The 18,358-nt window shown below is 42.0% G+C and carries 18 protein-coding genes; 9 read left to right on the forward strand and 9 right to left on the reverse strand.

The window, feature by feature from the left end:
* Positions 1–396 precede the first annotated feature (396 nt).
* Entirely contained in the window at positions 397–2,541 is a 2,145-nt protein-coding gene (locus HMPREF9449_RS01730; RefSeq protein WP_232211399.1) for an excinuclease ABC subunit UvrA, read from the forward strand.
* 36 nt (positions 2,542–2,577) lie between these two features.
* Here the strand turns inward: HMPREF9449_RS01730 and HMPREF9449_RS01735 are convergent, their stop codons facing one another.
* Entirely contained in the window at positions 2,578–3,147 is a 570-nt protein-coding gene (locus HMPREF9449_RS01735; protein ID WP_009135504.1) for a Crp/Fnr family transcriptional regulator, read from the reverse strand.
* 36 nt (positions 3,148–3,183) lie between these two features.
* Positions 3,184–4,536 carry an MATE family efflux transporter gene (locus HMPREF9449_RS01740; protein WP_009135505.1) on the reverse strand — a complete coding sequence of 451 codons (1,353 nt, stop codon included), beginning with the start codon at positions 4,534–4,536 and terminating at the stop codon, positions 3,184–3,186.
* Positions 4,537–4,926: 390 nt separating this feature from the next.
* Between HMPREF9449_RS01740 and HMPREF9449_RS01745 the strand changes: the two genes are divergently transcribed.
* A complete protein-coding gene (locus tag HMPREF9449_RS01745; RefSeq protein ID WP_009135506.1) occupies positions 4,927–5,220 on the forward strand; it encodes a nitrous oxide-stimulated promoter family protein in 294 nt (97 codons plus the stop codon).
* Between the two features lie 133 nt (positions 5,221–5,353).
* On the opposite strand, the gene HMPREF9449_RS01750 is transcribed toward HMPREF9449_RS01745, so the two are convergent.
* The gene (locus HMPREF9449_RS01750) at positions 5,354–5,881 is read right to left on the reverse strand and encodes a DJ-1/PfpI family protein (RefSeq protein WP_009135507.1); all 528 of its coding nucleotides are present in this window, start codon (positions 5,879–5,881) and stop codon (positions 5,354–5,356) included.
* A gap of 168 nt (positions 5,882–6,049) precedes the next feature.
* On the opposite strand from HMPREF9449_RS01750, the gene HMPREF9449_RS01755 reads away from it, so the two are divergent.
* The 3 genes from HMPREF9449_RS01755 (at position 6,050) to HMPREF9449_RS01765 (ending at position 7,956) form a co-directional block, all read left to right on the forward strand.
* Positions 6,050–6,406 (forward strand): winged helix-turn-helix transcriptional regulator, encoded by a 357-nt coding sequence (locus HMPREF9449_RS01755; protein WP_009135508.1) that lies wholly within the window; start codon positions 6,050–6,052, stop codon positions 6,404–6,406.
* Between the two features lie 71 nt (positions 6,407–6,477).
* The gene (locus HMPREF9449_RS01760; protein ID WP_009135509.1) at positions 6,478–6,936 is read left to right on the forward strand and encodes a GNAT family N-acetyltransferase; all 459 of its coding nucleotides are present in this window, start codon (positions 6,478–6,480) and stop codon (positions 6,934–6,936) included.
* Between the two features lie 156 nt (positions 6,937–7,092).
* The gene (locus HMPREF9449_RS01765; RefSeq protein WP_009135510.1) at positions 7,093–7,956 is read left to right on the forward strand and encodes a nitroreductase family protein; all 864 of its coding nucleotides are present in this window, start codon (positions 7,093–7,095) and stop codon (positions 7,954–7,956) included.
* Positions 7,957–8,016: 60 nt separating this feature from the next.
* On the opposite strand, the gene HMPREF9449_RS01770 is transcribed toward HMPREF9449_RS01765, so the two are convergent.
* The 5 genes from HMPREF9449_RS01770 to HMPREF9449_RS01790 are packed head-to-tail and all read right to left on the reverse strand — an operon-like array spanning position 8,017 to position 12,645.
* The gene (locus HMPREF9449_RS01770) at positions 8,017–9,492 is read right to left on the reverse strand and encodes a phytoene desaturase family protein (protein ID WP_009135511.1); all 1,476 of its coding nucleotides are present in this window, start codon (positions 9,490–9,492) and stop codon (positions 8,017–8,019) included.
* On the reverse strand, positions 9,489–10,598 hold the full coding sequence (locus HMPREF9449_RS01775; RefSeq protein ID WP_009135512.1) for a glycosyltransferase: 1,110 nt from the start codon (positions 10,596–10,598) through the stop codon (positions 9,489–9,491). Before HMPREF9449_RS01775 ends, HMPREF9449_RS01770 begins: the two co-directional genes overlap by 4 nt.
* A 6-nt stretch (positions 10,599–10,604) precedes the next feature.
* Complete coding sequence (locus HMPREF9449_RS15710) at positions 10,605–11,264, reverse strand: carotenoid biosynthesis protein (RefSeq protein WP_009135513.1); 660 nt, start codon at positions 11,262–11,264, stop codon at positions 10,605–10,607.
* Between the two features lie 12 nt (positions 11,265–11,276).
* Positions 11,277–11,804 (reverse strand): isopentenyl-diphosphate Delta-isomerase, encoded by a 528-nt coding sequence (gene idi / locus HMPREF9449_RS01785; protein ID WP_009135514.1) that lies wholly within the window; start codon positions 11,802–11,804, stop codon positions 11,277–11,279.
* Between the two features lies 1 nt (position 11,805).
* On the reverse strand, positions 11,806–12,645 hold the full coding sequence (locus HMPREF9449_RS01790) for a phytoene/squalene synthase family protein (protein ID WP_009135515.1): 840 nt from the start codon (positions 12,643–12,645) through the stop codon (positions 11,806–11,808).
* Positions 12,646–13,216: 571 nt separating this feature from the next.
* Here HMPREF9449_RS01790 and HMPREF9449_RS01795 point away from each other — a divergent pair.
* The 4 genes from HMPREF9449_RS01795 (at position 13,217) to HMPREF9449_RS01810 (ending at position 17,158) form a co-directional block, all read left to right on the forward strand.
* Complete coding sequence (locus tag HMPREF9449_RS01795; protein ID WP_009135516.1) at positions 13,217–13,819, forward strand: GNAT family N-acetyltransferase; 603 nt, start codon at positions 13,217–13,219, stop codon at positions 13,817–13,819.
* A 320-nt stretch (positions 13,820–14,139) separates the two neighbouring features.
* Positions 14,140–15,204, forward strand: a complete 1,065-nt coding sequence (locus tag HMPREF9449_RS01800) for a hypothetical protein (protein WP_009135517.1) — start codon at positions 14,140–14,142, stop codon at positions 15,202–15,204.
* Between the two features lie 278 nt (positions 15,205–15,482).
* On the forward strand, positions 15,483–16,145 hold the full coding sequence (gene ung / locus HMPREF9449_RS01805) for a uracil-DNA glycosylase (protein WP_009135518.1): 663 nt from the start codon (positions 15,483–15,485) through the stop codon (positions 16,143–16,145).
* A 404-nt stretch (positions 16,146–16,549) separates the two neighbouring features.
* Entirely contained in the window at positions 16,550–17,158 is a 609-nt protein-coding gene (locus tag HMPREF9449_RS01810) for a flavodoxin family protein (RefSeq protein ID WP_009135519.1), read from the forward strand.
* Between the two features lie 40 nt (positions 17,159–17,198).
* Here HMPREF9449_RS01810 and HMPREF9449_RS01815 read toward each other — a convergent pair whose 3' ends face one another.
* Complete coding sequence (locus HMPREF9449_RS01815) at positions 17,199–18,068, reverse strand: helix-turn-helix domain-containing protein (RefSeq protein WP_009135520.1); 870 nt, start codon at positions 18,066–18,068, stop codon at positions 17,199–17,201.
* Positions 18,069–18,358: the final 290 nt, after the last annotated feature.

The raw sequence follows: 18,358 nt of genomic DNA on the forward strand, positions 1-18,358 counted from the left end.
GTTCGACGGGCAGGATTTCGTTGCGGATATTACTTGAATCGTGAAAAACAATGGCAAATTTTGTCCGAACCGGAGTTTCGCCAATCCAGGAAGTGCTTACGAGGGGCGAAAGGAAAGCTTATCTTTTTCCAACAAGGTCGGAAAAACTGCGTAGAAATAGTATCGATAGAGAAAAAGGAGAATTTCTTTTTGTCGACAAAGAAAGAAAAGGATAGAGAAAGAATCGGAAGGCTTGGTCTCCGATCGTTAAAAATGGAATATGGATCAATCAGCAGCGGAATATATTGTTGTAGAAGGGGCCAATGAAAATAACCTGAAACACCTCTCCCTGAAATTCCTAAAAAACAGATTACTGTATTTACGGGAGTGTCGGGTTCCGGAAAATCTTCTTTGGTCTTGGATACGATTGCTGCAAAATCCCGACGGGAATTGAACGAAACTTTTCCGAGTTTCGTTCAGCAATATTTACCCAAATACGGTCGTCCTCGCGTGGAGCGGATTGAAAATTTACCTGTAGCTATTGTTATCGATCAGCGTAAACCTGCTCCGAATGCCCGTTCGACTGTCGGTACCTATACGGATATTTATGCTTTATTGCGTTTATTATTTTCACGTGTCGGTAAACCCTTTGTCGGCTATTCCGATACGTTTTCTTTTAACCATCCTCAGGGACGTTGTACGCGTTGCGACGGACTGGGAGAGGTTACCGAATTGGATGTACACAAGTTAGTGGATTTTGACAAGTCTCTGAATGAGGAAGGAGTTATTCATTATGTGGCCTTTAGGCCGGGAGAATGGCGTTGGATTCGTTATGCTTGTAGCGGATTGTTCGATTTGGATAAAAAAATACGCGATTATTCCCCTGATGAGTTGGAATTGTTTTTGTATTCCCCTCAGATACGGTTGAAAAATCCCCCGGCAGAGTGGCCAAAGACCGCTAAGTATGAAGGTCTGATGACGAGGATGTACCGGAGCATTATTCATTCCGAAGAAGGAAAGTTACACCGGAAATTGCTCGACCCTATGACGACCCGGGGAATATGTCCGGATTGTAAAGGGAGCCGTTTGAATCCGGCTGTGTTGTCCTGTCGCATCGAAGGAAAGAATATTGCAGAGGTGACAGCTCTGGCTGTTCCGGAAATGATCAAATGGCTGGAACATATCACCGATCCTTTGGCAGAAGATCTGAAATCCGCCCTTCGGGGACGTTTGGAAGCCTTGGAGGAAATCGGACTGGGTTATCTGACACTCGACCGGGGAATGGGCACTCTTTCCGGAGGAGAAGCCCAACGATGCAAGATCGCTAAATATATCAATTCTGCCTTATCAGATATTTTATATGTACTGGATGAACCCAGCGTGGGCTTGCATAGTCTGGATATTCACCTGTTGAAAAATTCGGTCCGTAAACTGCGGGATCATGGGAATACGGTTTTATTGGTAGAACATCACAAAGAGATGATTAAGATTGCCGATCATGTGGTCGATATGGGACCCGGTTCCGGAATGGCGGGAGGATCGATTTTGTATGAAGGGGATTATGAAGGTTTGCTCCGAAGCGGAACGGAAACCGGGAATCGGATTACAGAAAAATTACCTTTTAAATCCAAGGTTCGTAATCCCCGGGAGTGGTTTTACATAGAACATGCCTGCCTGCATAATTTAAAGGATGTCAGTGTAAATTTACCGATGGGGATCTTGGTGGTTATTGCAGGGGTAGCCGGTTCGGGTAAAAGCTCTCTGATGGAATGTTTCAGACAAAATTTTTCAGAGCAGAGGCCTGGTAAGGAAATCCTCTATATCAGTCAGAAAAATATAGGGGTTAGTTTGCGTTCTACTCCGGCTACTTATTTAGGGGTAGCAGACGATATCCGTAAGATTTTCGGCCAACGGAGCGGGGTGGGGATGAGTATGTTCGCCTTTAATGGAAAAGGAGGATGCCCGGTATGCGGAGGCAAAGGTGTTGTTGTTTCGGATATGGCTTTTATGGAGGCTATCGAGACGGTCTGTGAGGCCTGCGGGGGACTGCGTTATTCGACGGAAGCTTTGCAATATAAGGTAGACGGATATACCATTGCTGAAGTGATGGATATGACTGTCAGGAGGGCTGCAAAGCAATTTGCCGGAACGAACATCGAAAAAAAACTGCAACCTTTGCTGGAAGTGGGATTGGGGTATTTACATTTAAATCAGGCTCTTTCTACTTTGTCGGGAGGAGAACTGCAACGTATGAAGCTCGCTTCTTATCTGGGCTGTGAAGGAGAGGTGTTTGTGGTGGATGAACCTACCGACGGCTTGCATGTCAAGGATATTCACCAGTTGATAGCCTTGTTTGAGTCGATGGTTGAGCGGGGAAATTCCATATTTTTAGTGGAACATCAGCTGGAAGTACTGAAGGCAGCAGACTATGTGATTGAGCTAGGGCCTGGCGGAGGACGAATGGGAGGCCAAGTCCTTTTTGCCGGAACTCCCGCTGAAATGTTGTCCTGCCCTTCTTCCGTTACCGCTTCTTTTCTGGCGGCAGAATTGCCCGGCAATTGAAAAAGAAAATTTCTTTAAAGCAGAGCTCCAGAGGGATCAGCATTTTATTTTTGCCCGGATCCGGCTCAGGGATTGGGGGGTAATCCACAAATAGGAGGCGATATGCTTTTGGGGTACGTATTTCAGTAATTCCGGCGTATCCCGGATCAGGGTCAGGTAACGTTCTTGGGCCCGTGGACTTCCACTGCTAATTAACCAGTTTTCGGTAGAAAGCAATTGCTGTTCCATCAGTTTTCGCCCTAAGTTGGCTAATTCAATGGAGGAAGAGTAGAGCGTATTTAAGTCTTGTCCGGAAATACAGTAAGCGAGGCTGTCACAACATACTTCTATGGAAATAGGCGAAGCGGAATTATCTGCATAACCCCAGACCGAAAAAGCAGCCTCCCCTGCGGAAGCAAACCAGATTGTAGTATCTACTCCGTCTTTCAGATAATGTCCCCGCCAAATACCCTGTTTGATAAGGTAGAGGTTTGTATTTTTTTCTCCTTCGCCGACAATGATTTCCTTCTTTTTAAAATGTATTTCCTGCATACAGTCGATTAACAGCTGTAGGTCGGTGGCGGGTATGCGATATTTTTTCCGGAATTTTTCTATAAATGCCTCCATAATGCCCATCTTTCAGATTGAAGATACAAATATATATCATCGGCGTGTTCGCCAATGCTCTTTGGCATAAATTCCTCCGATAAAAAGCAAGGTTAATAATTCGGCTGAGGGAACAGCCAGCCAAATACCTTTTATACCCCATAACAGAGGAAGTAAAAAGAACCCGACCGACATAAATACAATGCCGCGTAACAAAGTCACTATCGTTGCCCGATGAGCTTTTTCGATGCTCTGGTAGTAGCCGATGCCGACCATATTCAGGGCGAAGAAGATAAATCCGAAGGCAAAATAGGGTAAACCTTTTACGGCAATGTGGTAGGCGGCATAACTTTCGTCAATGAATAAGGCGACGATTTGCCGGCTAAAAAGGGCGGTAAATATAAAAAAGCAGATTCCACAAGTTAAAGCCGTCTTTATCATAAGTCTTACGGTGCGGGAAATACGATCCTGATTCCGGATACCGAAATTGTAACTGATAATAGGCTGTCCTGATTGTGCAATAGCATTGTATATCATAAAGATAATAGGGAAAAAATAACAAGCGATGCTGAAAGCTGCTACTCCTTCTTCTCCCAGATACCGGATAAATACATAATTCCCCAAAAACATCATACAGGCAATGGAGGCTTCGCTGATGAAAGCCGAAGATCCCAGTTTTATCATGTGGCCGATATTTCGACAAGTGAGTTGCAGGCTTTTGCAACTGATTTTAATCCGGCGAAGCCGTAGATTATGAGAAAAATACATCAGATAAAGTAGTGTCATCACTCCTCCCACTGAAGTGCCTAGGCTCGTTGCGAAAGCTGCTCCCATTAATCCCCAGCCGAAACGAAATATGAAGATGTAATCCAGAATGACATTCGTGACTGCTGCTACGGCGTTACATAACATCGCATAATTGGGAGAACCATCCAAACGGATAAAAAACATACCGGCAGTGAGTAATAAATAAAAAACCAGGAAAGGTACGTACCATTTCATATACTCCATTACATCAGGAAGTAATCGTTCTGAGCTCCCTAATAACCTGCCGATAGGTTCCAGAGAGGTAAGACATACGGCCGACATAACCAATATCAGGAGTGTGGAAATTCCCAGTGCTTGCGTGATGTTGATATTGGCTGCCTTGATTTTACCTTGTGAGAGCAGAATAGAAGCCGTAACAGAAGCACCAACTCCGAACATTAAGCCTATACCCGTCGTAATCATAAACAAAGGCGCTGTAATGTTGACAGCAGCTAGTGCATCGCTCCCTATTCCTTTTCCGACAAAAATTCCGTCTGTAATGACAAAAACCGCAGAAAATACCATTCCTAATACTGTGGGAATTAATAATTTCCGGAATAATCTGGAAATATTCATATGCCCGAAATCAATACTCTCCCTCATTGCGCTTCGTTTTTATGGGTGCAAAAGTAAAGTATTCGCAAGGAATAAAAATTACCAATTGGTAATTTCTTTAAGTTTGGAAAGAGGATTTTCGCCTTTTAGTAAAGGTATCAAAAATAAAATCAAGGGGATTTATGCTTTATTATTCGGGTAATTTTGCCAAATTGCGAAAAAATTTAAAGATATCGTTTAAAAGGAGAGCGAAATTCAGAGTCTGTTTCCCTGGGATAAAGAGTGGTAACTCCTGCCTCTTAACCGAAAGAATACAGAAAAATGAAATGGAAAGGCTATGCGATCGGAATCTGTGTCGCTTGTCATCCATTCGTAGAGCCGGATTTTGATCGTCCGGGGAATTTTGAGCTAAAATGAATTTGATTGTTGGGAAAAAGAATGACACGTATTGAAAGGGAGAAGAATGTCGTAAGCATTATGGTTCGGCTGTATTGCCGTCAAAAGGAAGGGAACGAAGACTGTTGTGAAAATTGCAGGCGGTTGTTGGAGTATGCTTATGCAAGACTGGATCGTTGCCCCTTTGGAGAAAAGAAAACAGTTTGTAAACGTTGCGCTGTACATTGCTATAAGCCGGAATTAAGAGAACAAATGCGGAAGGTCATGCGTTTTGCCGGTCCGCGGATGCTCGTTTATCATCCCTTGATCGCTTTGAAGCATTTGCTGGATAGATAAAAGACAATATGCGGGTAGAGAAAAAACGTTCAAGTGTCCGAATAGAGAAGGATTCCTACACTTCAAAAGAGCCTAAGGCCCTAAAGCATGTCTGAATCTTCTGAAGTTTTCGAACACTGGAACGTTCTGGTATTTATTGTAAGGCTTTCACCAATTCAGGCATCAGGTTGGGGAGAGTATGTTCACACTGGGCCGTATAGAAATGATCGTCTATCATAACTACTTCATCTGTAGCTATACCTTTTTGAATAGCCGGCTTCGCTAAAGGATGAACGGCTAATTTTTTCCCTTCTGTAATCCCTGCCATCTCGAATATCAAACCGGCGGCACAGTGACCTGCCATTATTTTATGCTTTCCGGCGAATTCCTGGATCACTGTTAATAGGTCCAAATTGAAAGATTTTGTGGCATTGTTTTGGAAAACGGGAACGGCATCGCCGCAGGAGAAGACCAAAGCATCGTAATGATCCGACTGACCTTTTAAAGAAGCGATTATATCATCTGCCTGTAAAACAATACCTGAATTGGTGGAAATCGTTTTACTGTCGGAAACTGCAAATACCCGATAAGAAATCCCCTTTTCAAAAAAGGTTTCCAGGTACTGGAATAAACCCAATCCGTTTACCGGATTTACTGCTAATACTGCTACTTGTTTTGCCATGATTGTAAATTTATAATTGAAACAATAGTTCTTTTTGGTAAGTTTATTACTTTTGTGATGTAAAAGTAGGGGCTATTTTCGGCATAAACAAGAACGGATCTGAAGATAAGCAACTTACATTTGTGTAACGAATGCTGAAAGACAATTGAATAGGAGATTGTTAAAAAAATGCAAAATTTTCATCACAATGCGGTATGTCCCGTCCGGGATATTTTAAGCCATTTGAGTAGTAAATGGGCTATGTTGATTTTAATAACATTGGATGCTAATCAGACAATGCGTTTCAGCGATATTCAGAAAAGTATAGGGGATATTTCCCAACGCATGCTTACTGTTTCTTTGCGGGCGCTGGAGGCCGACGGGTTAGTCAATCGTAAGGTGTATCCGGAAGTACCTCCTCGGGTAGAATATTGTTTGACGGAAAGAGGAGATAGTTTGATTCCTTGTATTCAGGGATTGGTGAATTGGGCGTTGACTCATATGCCGCAAATTCTGGAGGAACGTAAAGGAAGGGAATTTTTATAAAAGAAGGCAGAAAATAATGGCAGGGGTAAAGATTCCCCTGTGAGAAAAGGTTCGTATTAGAGAAGAAAAGAATGATTTCAGAGAAAGATATAATTCCGGTTGTTTCTGATCAGCAAGATGAATTAGTTGGCTTGTGGGAGTTGTCTGTAAGGGCTACTCATCATTTTTTGACAGATGCTGATATAAAAATGTTAAAACCCCTTGTGAAAGAATACTTGGGAAAAGTGGAAAAGCTTCTGTGTATTTGCAATGAGCAGGGGGGAGCAGAGGCTTTCATGGGGGTTCATGGAAATAAACTGGAGATGTTGTTTGTTCATCCCCGTAGCCGGGGAAAAGGACTGGGGAAGACATTGGTTAACTATGCTATACGGGTACTGGGGATAAATGAAGTGGATGTAAATGAGCAGAATCCCCTGGCGATTGGCTTTTATGAGCATTTGGGATTTCAGGTATATGATCGTTCTGCTAGGGACGGACAAGGAAATCCTTTTCCGCTTTTACATCTGAGGTTGAAAAGAATGGACAACTGATGCGGGAAGATTGTTTTGTCGGTTAAGAGAAGACCAGTGAATCATAAAATGATTATCTTTATAGAATAAAAACGAGTATCGAGCAAACGGTATTGTCGTTTGCAAAGACAGGGGGAAATGGAGGGAAGAGGTAGGAGATAAACTTATACTAAAAAAATGGAATTGACTTTAGATATTAATCCGGAAAAATGTATCCGCTGTGGAGAATGTGTGAAAATATGTCCTTCAATGATATTGAGGCAGGAAGAAAAAAAAGGAAAGGTGAAGGTCAGGGAATTACAGAATTGTATTGTCTGTGGGCATTGCGTGGCTGTATGCCCGACAGAAGCCGTCAGACATTCGGAGTTTCCGGCAGAGAAGGTACATGCTTTCCGTTATGAAGATTATCCTGCTCCGGACCAGATGATGTTGTTATTGAAAGCAAGACGGTCGAACCGGGCTTTTTCGGATAAACCAGTTCCCCCGGAAATGTTGATGCAAATAGTGGAAGCCGCTCACCGGGCACCCACAGCCAGCAATGCGCAGGAGTTGGGGTATACTATCGTGACTGATCCGGCCAAGTTACGCCTCATCACAGCATTTACACTGGACGTTTTCCGCTCAGCTTTGAAAAAAATGCAGAATCCCTTGCTGACGCCCCTGGTTAAATGGCTGATGCCGGATGCTTTCCGTTATATACCGGTATTTGAGCGTTTGTTACAGGAGGATGCCGTAGGGAATGATCTTATTTTGCGTAAAGCTAAGGCTGTACTTTTTATCCATGCTCCTCGAGAAAGCCGGTTTGGATGTCAGGATGCTAATCTGGCTTATCAAAACGGTTCGCTGATGGCTGAATGTTTGGGGATCAGTCAGTTCTATACCGGATTTGTCTGTTCTGCTATTGAACAGGAGAAAAAAGGCGGTTTGGAAAAAGCTTTAGAAATAGAAGGAAAAATTTATGCCGGAATGGCCTTAGGTATGCCGGCCTTCCGGTACAGAAATTATATCGACCGCAAAGAGGTGGAGGTAAGGAGGTGGTAAAAAACCGTTTCGGTATAGAGAGAAACCGATACGGTCGTTTTACCTGAATCGGACATATTCCTATAAGTGTTTCTTTTCAATTCTTTCTGTGGTCAGCTTGGAACTGATTATTGTCATGGGTAAACCTGTACCCGGCACAGTAGAAGCTCCTACATAAAATACATTGGGAAAGACTTCGTCGTAATTGCGAGGGCGGAAGGCTCCTACCTGCAGCATATCGTGCGCCAGTCCGAGACCACTGCCCCGGTATAGATTGAAACGGCTTTCCCAATCGAGAGGGGTGTAAATAGTGCTACTGACAATATGCGGACGGATGTCTTGGCCGATACGGGTGGAAAAATCAGCAAGAATGTTATCGGCTATCCGGTCACGGTCGTCCCAACAAGGTTTAAACCGTAAATCAGGTACCGGAACGACGAAAAAAAGAGCTTCTGCATTTTCTGGAGCGCAGTTGGGATTATGCCGGGAGATGACGTTTACGTAGTAATAGGGCGTTTCTGAAGTCTGGGGCCGGCGAAATACTTTGCCGGCATATTCGCGGAAGTTATTACCGAGGTAGTAATTGTGAAGATGTACCTGCGGTAGTTTGCAATTGATACCGATATATAAGGTCATAACCCCCATGGTCCAGCCCATTCGGTCCAGATGCCGTTCATTGAAAGCCCGGCGTTTAAATATTTTACCCCTGAAAGCTGCAGCGTCTGCATTGATGACGAAGAGGTCGGCGCTATGCGAAACACCGTTTTGATCCGTTAAGGTTAGGAGCCGATTGCCTTTTTGGGTAGCGTGTATAATTTCCGTGTTGTAAGTAATTTTTACGCCAGCTTCCCGTAGTTCGTTTACGAAGCCTTCGACGATTTTGTACATGCCGCCTTCGACATTGAAATAGCCATCGTGTCGGAATTCTGTGTAGGAAAGCAGGGAATAAACGGCACTGGTATTAAAAGGAGTACGTCCGAGGAAAAAAGATACCAGAGAGATAATTTGCCGGGCTTCCTCCGACGAAAAATAACGGCTGATGTGATTCCAAAAGTTCGTGAATAATACGGGGAGTAAAGCCGGATTGACTTTCATCAGTTTGGAAAAATAGTCCCTCAGGGAATCAAAATTCTGCCGGACTACGATGTCGATTGTAGAATCGAAGATTTCGCGGCTTTTGTCGAGATAACGTTCCATTTTTGCAGCAAAGTCCGGTTCTATTCCTTCAAATTGTGCTGCTAGCTTGGTTATATCCCGGTAAAGCTGGTAGGTTTGGGGGTGATTGCGGAAATTTACGGTGTAAAGAGGGTCGACAGCATGATAACGGAAAGGTAGCTGAATGCCACAGTCGCGGGCAAATTTTTCGAATTCATAGGACATGCTGAAAAAACTGGGACCAGTATCAAATGTAAAGCCGTCTTTGCAGATCCGGTTTACACGTCCTCCGGCTTGGGAGTTCTTTTCTACGATTTCAACATTGTAATTTTTCTTAGCCAGTCGCAAGGCCGTGGCCAATCCTCCGATGCCTGCTCCGACAATCAGTACATTTTGTTTCATGTTTGTTTTTGATTTAAGATGTTTCTTCCTTTCCATATCTGGTAGCCCTTTTTACGGTTGAGCCAGGCGCAAAGTAATATGCTGCCCAGGTTTGCTTGTTGGGGGATGGATCCTATCAGGTTTACATGGATCGATTGACAACAGGTCCGGGCAACGAGAATACGGATTATTCCCCGGATTCCAAAATAAAAGAGCAGTCCCGGCCAGGAAAATGCCAAACCTACGAAAAGCCAGCCCCAACCCGTTAATAACCAAAATAATGTAGCTAAAATAAGACTGCCACCGAAAAATCCGGCTATATTACGGGTAAATCCGGAGAGAGCTTCCTGTCGGGATGTGTACATGCGGCAGGATATGTCCGGAATACCGGTCAGACAAGCAACACTCAGGGCAGCCTTTTTATAGAGACGGGAGATGGCAACGTCTTCTACAGCCTCACTGCGTACTTTCCAATGGGGCTGGAGGCGATGATAACTATCGGCTTCAAATAACATAAACTGACCGTTGGCAGCGGCTAAAGCACTTTGATCAGCAACTTTATAGACAAGGGATAGAGGTAGTAAAGTCAGTAAAATATACGTCATCAGAGGTACGGTCGCTTTTTCGCCGGCACTCAACATAATCTGGCGCGGAAAGACGGATAACAATCCTGTTTGTAATTTATGAGCCAGAGTGATGACGCGACCTATTCCCACTTCTCCGATCCGTACGTCTGCATCCAAAAATAGCAGATAACGTCCCTGTGCTTGACGGGCCAACTGGTGACAGGCAAAGTTTTTCCCTAGCCAGCCAGCCGGTAAATCTTCGCTGCGAAATATACGGAGATACGGGCAGACGGCCGCCAGTTTATTGACGATAGCGTAAGTACGGTCGTCCGAATGGTCGTCGCAGACGATAATCTCCAAGGGAAGGTGAGATTGTCTGAGCAGATCATTCAGTAGCAGAGGCAGTGTTTTCTCTTCATTGCGTGCGGGTATCAGTATGGAAGTCTGACGGATGATTTGTTCGTCTGAAGGAGGTAAGGTGTATGGATGCCTTAAGTTGTACAGAGCTATTCCCATTTGTAGGAGCATAAATCCGATGACGATACCTGCAATTATTTCCATTATTAATTAGATATAGAGAATGACACTTATATAGAGAACAATTTGGAGCACTAACAGGGGTAAAGCCATATTATTCTGAGTAACGATCCGGTTATGACGAATAAGCCATTGAAAAAATAGAGCCAGTACAAACCAGGCGATATAATTGCTGAAAGGAATATTTCCCTTTTCCCAGTACCATAACTGCATCCGCGGAGCGGCTTGTTCCAGCAGTAAGTCGTAGGCTAACATCCCCAAAGCTGCATATACAATCCGGTGTACGGGAGCAGAGGCGGTATTTTGCAGAACCGCTGCCCAGGCATAGCTGAGAAAAAGCCAGTTAATACCGATCAGAGGAGGAGTGCCCCACCAACGTACACCGAAATTTGAAGTGTAACGATAATGTCCGAAAATCCAACCCGTTTGGACACCTACTAACTCTACGAGAAAACCGATAAGGGCGATAGCTATAAAAACGAGTATCATCCGGCGGGTGTAAACCGTGCGTGCAAAAAATAAAAGCACAGCAGTGGTGAGCAGCAGGGCTATAGGAGTCATCGGCAAAGCAGCTTCCCGGGTGGCAGGAGTCAATATACTGACTATACCCATCCCATATACAAAAAAAGCGATGAGTATCCAGGTGATGAACAGAATTGCTTTGCGGGAGATAAATTCTAATCGTTGCATTAGTCAGGAAAATTATTGACGTTTGAGAATTTCGGGAAAGGTTTTTCGAAACCATACGGTGTAATATTCCGGATGGGCTTTTACATCTTTGATAAGAAGGGCAGGACTGAAATACCCCCATTCCTGGACTTCGGTCAGGTTAATTTCTGGAAGATCGGTGGCATATCCTGTAAATATATGGTCGTATTCATATTCTGTTAACCCGTGATCCAAGGCTGTTTTATAGAGAAAACAAAATTGTTTTTCGAGCGGACACGATAGTCCCAGTTCTTCTTTTATTCGTCTTTGGGCTGCTCTTTCGGGCGATTCGCCGGGATAGGGATGAGTACAACAGGCATTTGACCATAAACCTGCAGAGTGATATTTGGTAAAAGACCGTCTTTGTAATAACCATTGTCCTTCCGTATTGAAAAGAAAAACGGATATGGCCCGGTGAAGTAGGCCTTGCCGATGAGCTTCCTGTTTTTCCATATATCCTGTGGGACGATCGTTAAGATCTACAAGTACAACTTGGGAGGTATCCACAATAGATTTTTCCATTTTAAATGAGATTTATTTTATTTAACAGGAGCGTATGTGAAAGCAATAGGGCTTTGCTTACGTCCGGTATACGAATACGGTGGGTAATCAACTTGTGTGCGGGTGTCTTTTTGATTTTTTGCAACAATTTGGTATAATAGCGGTAAGCGATGAATACCCCCAGCCGTGAGTTTGAAGGGAGTTGCCGGATCCCTTGATAAGCTTCGGCAAACTCCGATTCGATTTCCGTTATGATTTGTTGTTTGTGTACTTCGTTAAAATTCTGACGGTTGAGTTCGGGAAAATAAACGCGGTCCAGAACTTCCAGATCGGTACGTAAATCCCGTAAAAAATTTACTTTTTGAAAAGCTGATCCTAATTTCATGGCCGGTTGTTGCAGTTTTTCGTAAAGAACGTCATCCGTTCCGGTAAACACCCGAAGGCACATCAGGCCTACTGCTGAGGCCGAACCATAGATATATTCTTCTATATCGCTTTTCCGGGAATATCCCGGGTGGGACAAGTCTGCCCGCATACTTTTGAGGAAAGCTTCTATGAGGTGTCGGTCAATCCGGTATTTTCTGACGGTGAGCTCGAAAGCGTTGATTACCGGATTGGTACTGATTCCCTGCTGAATGGCTTCAGCATAATCTTGCTCAAAACGGTTTAACAGGTATTGGCGGTCGTAGTCCGTAAAACTATCTACAATTTCGTCAGCCAGCCGGACGAAACCGTAGATTCCGAAAATAGCTTCGCGTATATCTTTGGCTAATAGATTAACGGCTGAAAAAAAAGACGTACTGTAGTTGCGGGTAATGGTACGCGATATATCAAATCCGGTACGTGCGTATAAACTGTCCATAGAATGATTACTTTTCGTTAATTTACGTAAGCTAAGAGGGAAAGTTTTGGAAAATATTCAAATAGGAGGATCTGATCCGGTTATTGCTTGTTGACGGTAAGAAATTGTTCCGGGAGGATACCGGAGAACGGGAAAAAGGAATTTTTTAATAGAGAAGAGGAAGGAATATCAGGAAATGTTGTTTATATTAAACCCGCCGATACCGTGTTTTTTTCGGGCAGATAGTAAGATAACGATGGATAGGTGGAAGGCATAAATTTCAGGAATATTGTTGTAAATTGCTTAGGTCATTTTATTTTTTCGCTATGGCGAAACAGACTGTGAGTGAATCTATATAACACGTTTATATTATTGGTTTGTGATTTGAAATGGCTAAAACCGGAAGAAATAGTGAATACAACTGTTTGTGAAGTCGAAATATTCCTTTAACGGGTCGCGGACTTCCTGTTTTTAGATCGGAAGTTATGGGATAATATATAGTGGGTAGGGGAATCCTCTGTTGTGAGATCGGAAGACATTCGATAACAGATTTTATAACTCAAAGATATTCAAAATTATTCAATTGAAGTGTATGGAAAAACAGACAAAAAATACAGAAAAAGTAAAACAAACTTTGCATGGACATTTTGCTTGGATTGAAGCTGATTTTTTTATTCGGGAAGCCGTTCTGGAAGATGCATCGGTTATCTGGCAGACCATCTATGATAATCGTGATTACTTGCGTACGTGGTTACCTTTTGTGGACAATTTGAGAGAGGTAGCGGATGAAGAAGAATTTTTGAAAACGCAGCTTTCTGTCCCTTATAAGGAGCGGAATATTGTATTTGTCATTATGTGTGGAAACGAGTTATGTGGGTTAATCGGTTTTGTTACTACCGATAACATTAACCACCGTACAGAGATCGGGTATTGGCTTATTCCCAAATATCAGGGACGGGGGATAATGAGCCGTTGCGTTCGTCACCTATGTAAATGGGTGGTCAGTGAACGGGGCATAAATCGTATTCAAATCCGTTGTGCTACAGGCAACCGTCCCAGTAATGCTATACCTCAGCGTCTTGGCTTTACTTTAGAAGGTATAGAACGGGAAGGTGAATTACTGCTGGAAGGCAAATATACGGACCTAAACGTTTACAGTATTTTGAAAAATGAAGTCGAAAATTGGATAAACTAACTTTCCCCCCCACGGGGACGGACCTTTTTGGTGGATGCTTTTTTTATTTGGTTATAAATCTATTGTATTGTATACTATTAAGATAAGAAAAGGATTTTCTATCAGGTAAGGGAAAAATTTTGTTTTATTTACTGGATAAATATAAGTTCTTTATTCCTATGTTGTCAGTAAAATACCAAAAAGGTCCGTCCCCGTGGGGGGGGAGAAGAAAAAATTAAAGTTACTTTGATATTTTATATTTATTTACTTACGGATGTCTTTTGCCGGACTGTATTGGTAAAATCATTATCTTTGCTTGTATCGTAAAGGTTGTAAGGAAAATGGGTATAAGGTTAAGTACAATTGATCGCCGAAAATTTGAGCGTTTGGCAGAGATTATGGAGATGAATAATGAGGTTGTGGGATTGTTGAGTACTTATCTTACGGATTGTCCGAATTTTGTTACGGAGGAACTCATACATAATTTTTGTGAGGAGTGTGGTGTTCCGGAAGAGGAGGCATTTCGTCATCTGTTGATAGTAGCCTGTGGTTTAAATATTGAAAACAATGTCCGGGATCGCCAATTGGCAGTAAATTACCTTATGCCGGCGGTTCGTAAGCTCGACTCACAGGAGTACAAAACAAACCCTTATTATATGCACCTTCGTATTCCTCAGGTTCGTTTCGGTGATTGGGAGTTAAAATACGAAAAGTATATACCTTATGAGGCTTTTGTATGTAATGAAATTGTACTTGATGAGGATTTTAAAGAAATTCCACAAATTGGCTTTTTCGATACGGAATTTTCTTTCCCGGCAGTAATGCAAAATAATAATGAATGGATGGCTATTAAACCTAATGAAGTGGAAACGATGCAGCGAGCTATTGAATTGGCTACAGGATGTGTCGTTACATTTGGGTTAGGGCTTGGTTATTATGCTTATATGGTTTCCGAGAAATCAGCGGTTGAAAGTGTTACTATTATAGAAAAAGATAGTGTCGTAATTTCTTTATTTAAAACATATATTTTACCACAATTTCCTGGTAAACAAAAAGTGACTATTATTCAGGCAGATGCTTTTGAGTATGCCATTCATCAAATGCCTGTTCGGAAATACAATTATGCATTTGTAGATCTGTGGCATGATGTTTTGGACGGCTATCCACTTTATTTGGAAATGAAAAAATTGGAATCTTTAAGTCCGGAAACTACTTTTTTGTATTGGATTGAGGACTCCTTGCTTTCACATATGCGTTGGCGTTTGTTTCATCAAATGCAGGAAGCCCTGTCAACCGATAATAAAAATATTCGAATTCCTGAAGCCTATTTACATTTTACTTATGATCAACTTATTCAAAAACTTAAAAATCCTTTTCTGCGAAAATTGGCTCAAAAAGGCAAATAAAATCTTCCAGAAGATGCCCCCACGGGGACGGACCTTTTGGATGTCTTGCTAATAGTATGTAAATAAATAACTTATATTTTGTCTCGTATTTATTAAATAAAAGAAAATTCTCTTCTTTTTTGATAAAAAATCCTTTTTTCTCTTGTCTTATTAGTATACAATAGTTTTTTAATCAGATAACAAAAAGAAGTATCCACCAAAAAGGTCCGTCCCCATGGGGGAAAAGTTTTTATATTTGTGTTTATTTTAGGAAATAAAATTTATTAAAAGATAATTCCATGAATGTACAAATCGAGGAGAGTTGGCGGCAACGTCTACAAGAGGAGTTTGATAAACCTTATTTTGAGCAATTGGTACAGTTTGTTAAGGAAGAGTATGCTCGGTATACGGTATTTCCTCCAGGAAAACGGATTTTTCATGCTTACAATACCTGTCCTTTCGAGCAGGTTAAAGTGGTAATTCTGGGACAGGATCCTTATCACGAACCAGGACAATATTATGGGCTATGCTTTTCTGTGATGGATGGAATGCCTTTTCCGCCTTCATTGGTCAATATTTTTAAAGAGATCGAGAATGATTTGGGAAAGCCGATACCGAGGTCGGGACGCTTGGAGAGGTGGGCAGAACAGGGCGTGTTACTGATTAATGCAATCCTGACGGTAAGGGCGCATCAGGCCGGTTCACATAAAGGAAAAGGATGGGAAGAGTTTACAGATGCGGTGATCCGGCATTTGAATGAAGAACGGGAGAATATTGTATTTATGTTGTGGGGAGCTTATGCACAAAAGAAGGGAGCTTTAATCGACCGTAGCCGGCATTATGTACTGACAGCTCCGCATCCTTCACCTTTATCGGCTGACCGGGGATTTTTCGGATGTAAACACTTCAGTAGAGCGAATGCCTATTTTCGAAGTAAAGGACTTTGTGAGATAAAATGGTAGAGAGCTAAAGAGTAAGAAGTATAAAGTCTGGATTCAAATAGATTCGCCTCTAGGATCAGCGCACAACTGATTGGCAATTCTCCGGGTTTGATGAACAGAACTTTATTCAGGATAAAACTTTACGATCAGAAATCAACAGCAAATTTCATCCGAACCGAATGTTCCTGTATCCGTCTCTTAGGTGAGCTAACCAACGAAGTGCTTATCAGGGAACGAAGGGAATGCATACCGTTTTCTGATAAAGCCGGAAAAATCTGGAAATAATGGGAAATATTCAGGTATTATTTCACATGGGGCAAGCCGAAAATAGATTTGAAATAAAGGAAAAACAGAAGCTCAATTTGATTTTGGAATAATGATCTGAAATTTCTGATTAATCCGTATTTTTGTAAAAAACAAAATCTATGGAAGTATTGTTAATAAATGGGAGTCCTCATTCCCAGGGAAATACGTTTATCGCACTTTCGGAAGTAGCGAAAACATTAGAAAGAGAGGGAATACAAACCCGGTTGATGTCTATTGGAATGAAAGCTGTCCAGGGATGTATAGCCTGTAACAAATGTAGCGAATTGGGACGTTGTGTGTTTAATGATATACTTTATAAAGAGGTGCGGGAGGCCCTGAAATCAGCGGATGCTTTGGTTGTGGGCTCACCGGTCTACTATGCCGGGCCGAATGGTTCCTTGTGTGCTTTGCTCGATCGGGTATTTTATTCTTGTTCGGAATTGTTGGCCTATAAACCGGCGGCTTCGGTAGCGGTTTGCCGTCGGGGAGGAAGCAGTGCAACTTTTGACCGCTTGAACAAGTATTTTACGATTTTAAATATGCCTGTTGTGTCTTCCCAATATTGGAATAGCGTTCATGGAATGCGGGAGGGAGAAGCTTTGCAGGATGCTGAAGGACTTCAGACAATGCGTACTTTAGGACGGAATATGGCTTGGATATTGAGAAGTCTTCACGAAAATAAATTCCCGGAATCAGAAAAACCGATTATGACTAATTTTATCCGGTGAAATTGTAAGTAGCCTAATTAAAAATAACAGGCAGAAAATACTATAGGGAATTGCGATGTGTCATTTTTTTCCGAAATTCGACGGGAGAAAGACCGGCATGTTTTTTAAAAAATTTTCCGAATGCGGATTGATCAGAAAATTGTAATAGTTCTGAAATTTCTTTGATAGATAAATTGGGATGACAGAGTAAGGTACGGGCTTCGCAATAGAGTCTTTCGAAAATAAACTGGCTCGGAGTACGTCCCGTAAGGCTTTTGACAATGAGAGAGAGGTATTGGGGCGTGATATTCAGTTGTCCGGCATAAAACGGCACCAAATGTTCTTTTCTGTAATTCTGCATCAATACTTCTATAAACCTTTTTAAAACGTATTCATACCTTACCTGGTTGTATTCTTCCCATAAATCCCAATGATTTTCAATCCAAATGTTGCTGATTTCCAATAAAAATGCCACTAATGAATTTTGTACGATCTCCCGGTACAAATGATGTTGGAGGAGTCTGAGCTTTTTCTGAATCTGTCGAATACTTTCAGATAAAACCAGTTGCTGCGATTTGTTTAACGGATTTACTTGTCGTTGTTGCAGCATAACTTTGGCAATATGCTTATACATACTGTCGGAAGCGGGTAATGTATCCAGAAAGGATTTCGTGACAATCAGCATTTCACTCCGGAAATCGGAACTGGCATAGAGAAGTTGCCCGGAATATTCGGGAGCGAAAATCACCAAAGTAGCGGGGGTAATGGAATATTTATTTTCATTGATAGCGAAAAGGGCGGTACCGGATTCTACCAGCATATAGAAAAAAACCTTGGAATAAGATTTTCCCACTGTTTGGATTTCGTTAGCTGAAAGGGAAAACGATTCGATACCTTTTTCCGGAAAATTTATAATTGTATTGTATTTCATGCTGTAAAGATACGATTAAAATAGTTTATACATTTAAAAAAGTGAGTATGCATAGAGAGAAAATTCAAATATTAAAAAATAGAAAGTCTTGAATATTTCTTTCTTCCCTTTTTCCGATTGCGAAAATAAGAAGAGGGAAAATTTGTGTGGACAGGTTTAGAAATTTATTTTCAAATAAAACCAATTGCATAGAAAATAAAACTTTTGGAAACGGAGAAATCGACAGAACTTTGCGGCGTGATTTATTTTAAAAGTCTGTCTTTCATTTTTCGATCTGACATTAGGGACAT

This window comes from Odoribacter laneus YIT 12061 (assembly GCF_000243215.1).
Lineage (GTDB): Bacteria > Bacteroidota > Bacteroidia > Bacteroidales > Marinifilaceae > Culturomica > Culturomica lanea.

Coding starts and splice junctions, on each gene's coding strand:
- HMPREF9449_RS01790 (WP_009135515.1), bottom strand. CDS start 12,645: ATGGACAGTTTATACGCACGTACCGGATTTGATATATCGCGTACCATT.
- ung (WP_009135518.1), top strand. CDS start 15,483: ATGAATGTACAAATCGAGGAGAGTTGGCGGCAACGTCTACAAGAGGAG.
- HMPREF9449_RS01750 (WP_009135507.1), bottom strand. CDS start 5,881: ATGGCAAAACAAGTAGCAGTATTAGCAGTAAATCCGGTAAACGGATTG.
- HMPREF9449_RS01770 (WP_009135511.1), bottom strand. CDS start 9,492: ATGAAACAAAATGTACTGATTGTCGGAGCAGGCATCGGAGGATTGGCC.
- HMPREF9449_RS01745 (WP_009135506.1), top strand. CDS start 4,927: ATGACACGTATTGAAAGGGAGAAGAATGTCGTAAGCATTATGGTTCGG.
- HMPREF9449_RS01800 (WP_009135517.1), top strand. CDS start 14,140: ATGGGTATAAGGTTAAGTACAATTGATCGCCGAAAATTTGAGCGTTTG.
- HMPREF9449_RS01755 (WP_009135508.1), top strand. CDS start 6,050: ATGCAAAATTTTCATCACAATGCGGTATGTCCCGTCCGGGATATTTTA.
- idi (WP_009135514.1), bottom strand. CDS start 11,804: ATGGAAAAATCTATTGTGGATACCTCCCAAGTTGTACTTGTAGATCTT.
- HMPREF9449_RS01795 (WP_009135516.1), top strand. CDS start 13,217: ATGGAAAAACAGACAAAAAATACAGAAAAAGTAAAACAAACTTTGCAT.
- HMPREF9449_RS01740 (WP_009135505.1), bottom strand. CDS start 4,536: ATGAGGGAGAGTATTGATTTCGGGCATATGAATATTTCCAGATTATTC.
- HMPREF9449_RS15710 (WP_009135513.1), bottom strand. CDS start 11,264: ATGCAACGATTAGAATTTATCTCCCGCAAAGCAATTCTGTTCATCACC.
- HMPREF9449_RS01760 (WP_009135509.1), top strand. CDS start 6,478: ATGATTTCAGAGAAAGATATAATTCCGGTTGTTTCTGATCAGCAAGAT.
- HMPREF9449_RS01775 (WP_009135512.1), bottom strand. CDS start 10,598: ATGGAAATAATTGCAGGTATCGTCATCGGATTTATGCTCCTACAAATG.
- HMPREF9449_RS01765 (WP_009135510.1), top strand. CDS start 7,093: ATGGAATTGACTTTAGATATTAATCCGGAAAAATGTATCCGCTGTGGA.
- HMPREF9449_RS01815 (WP_009135520.1), bottom strand. CDS start 18,068: ATGAAATACAATACAATTATAAATTTTCCGGAAAAAGGTATCGAATCG.
- HMPREF9449_RS01735 (WP_009135504.1), bottom strand. CDS start 3,147: ATGGAGGCATTTATAGAAAAATTCCGGAAAAAATATCGCATACCCGCC.
- HMPREF9449_RS01810 (WP_009135519.1), top strand. CDS start 16,550: ATGGAAGTATTGTTAATAAATGGGAGTCCTCATTCCCAGGGAAATACG.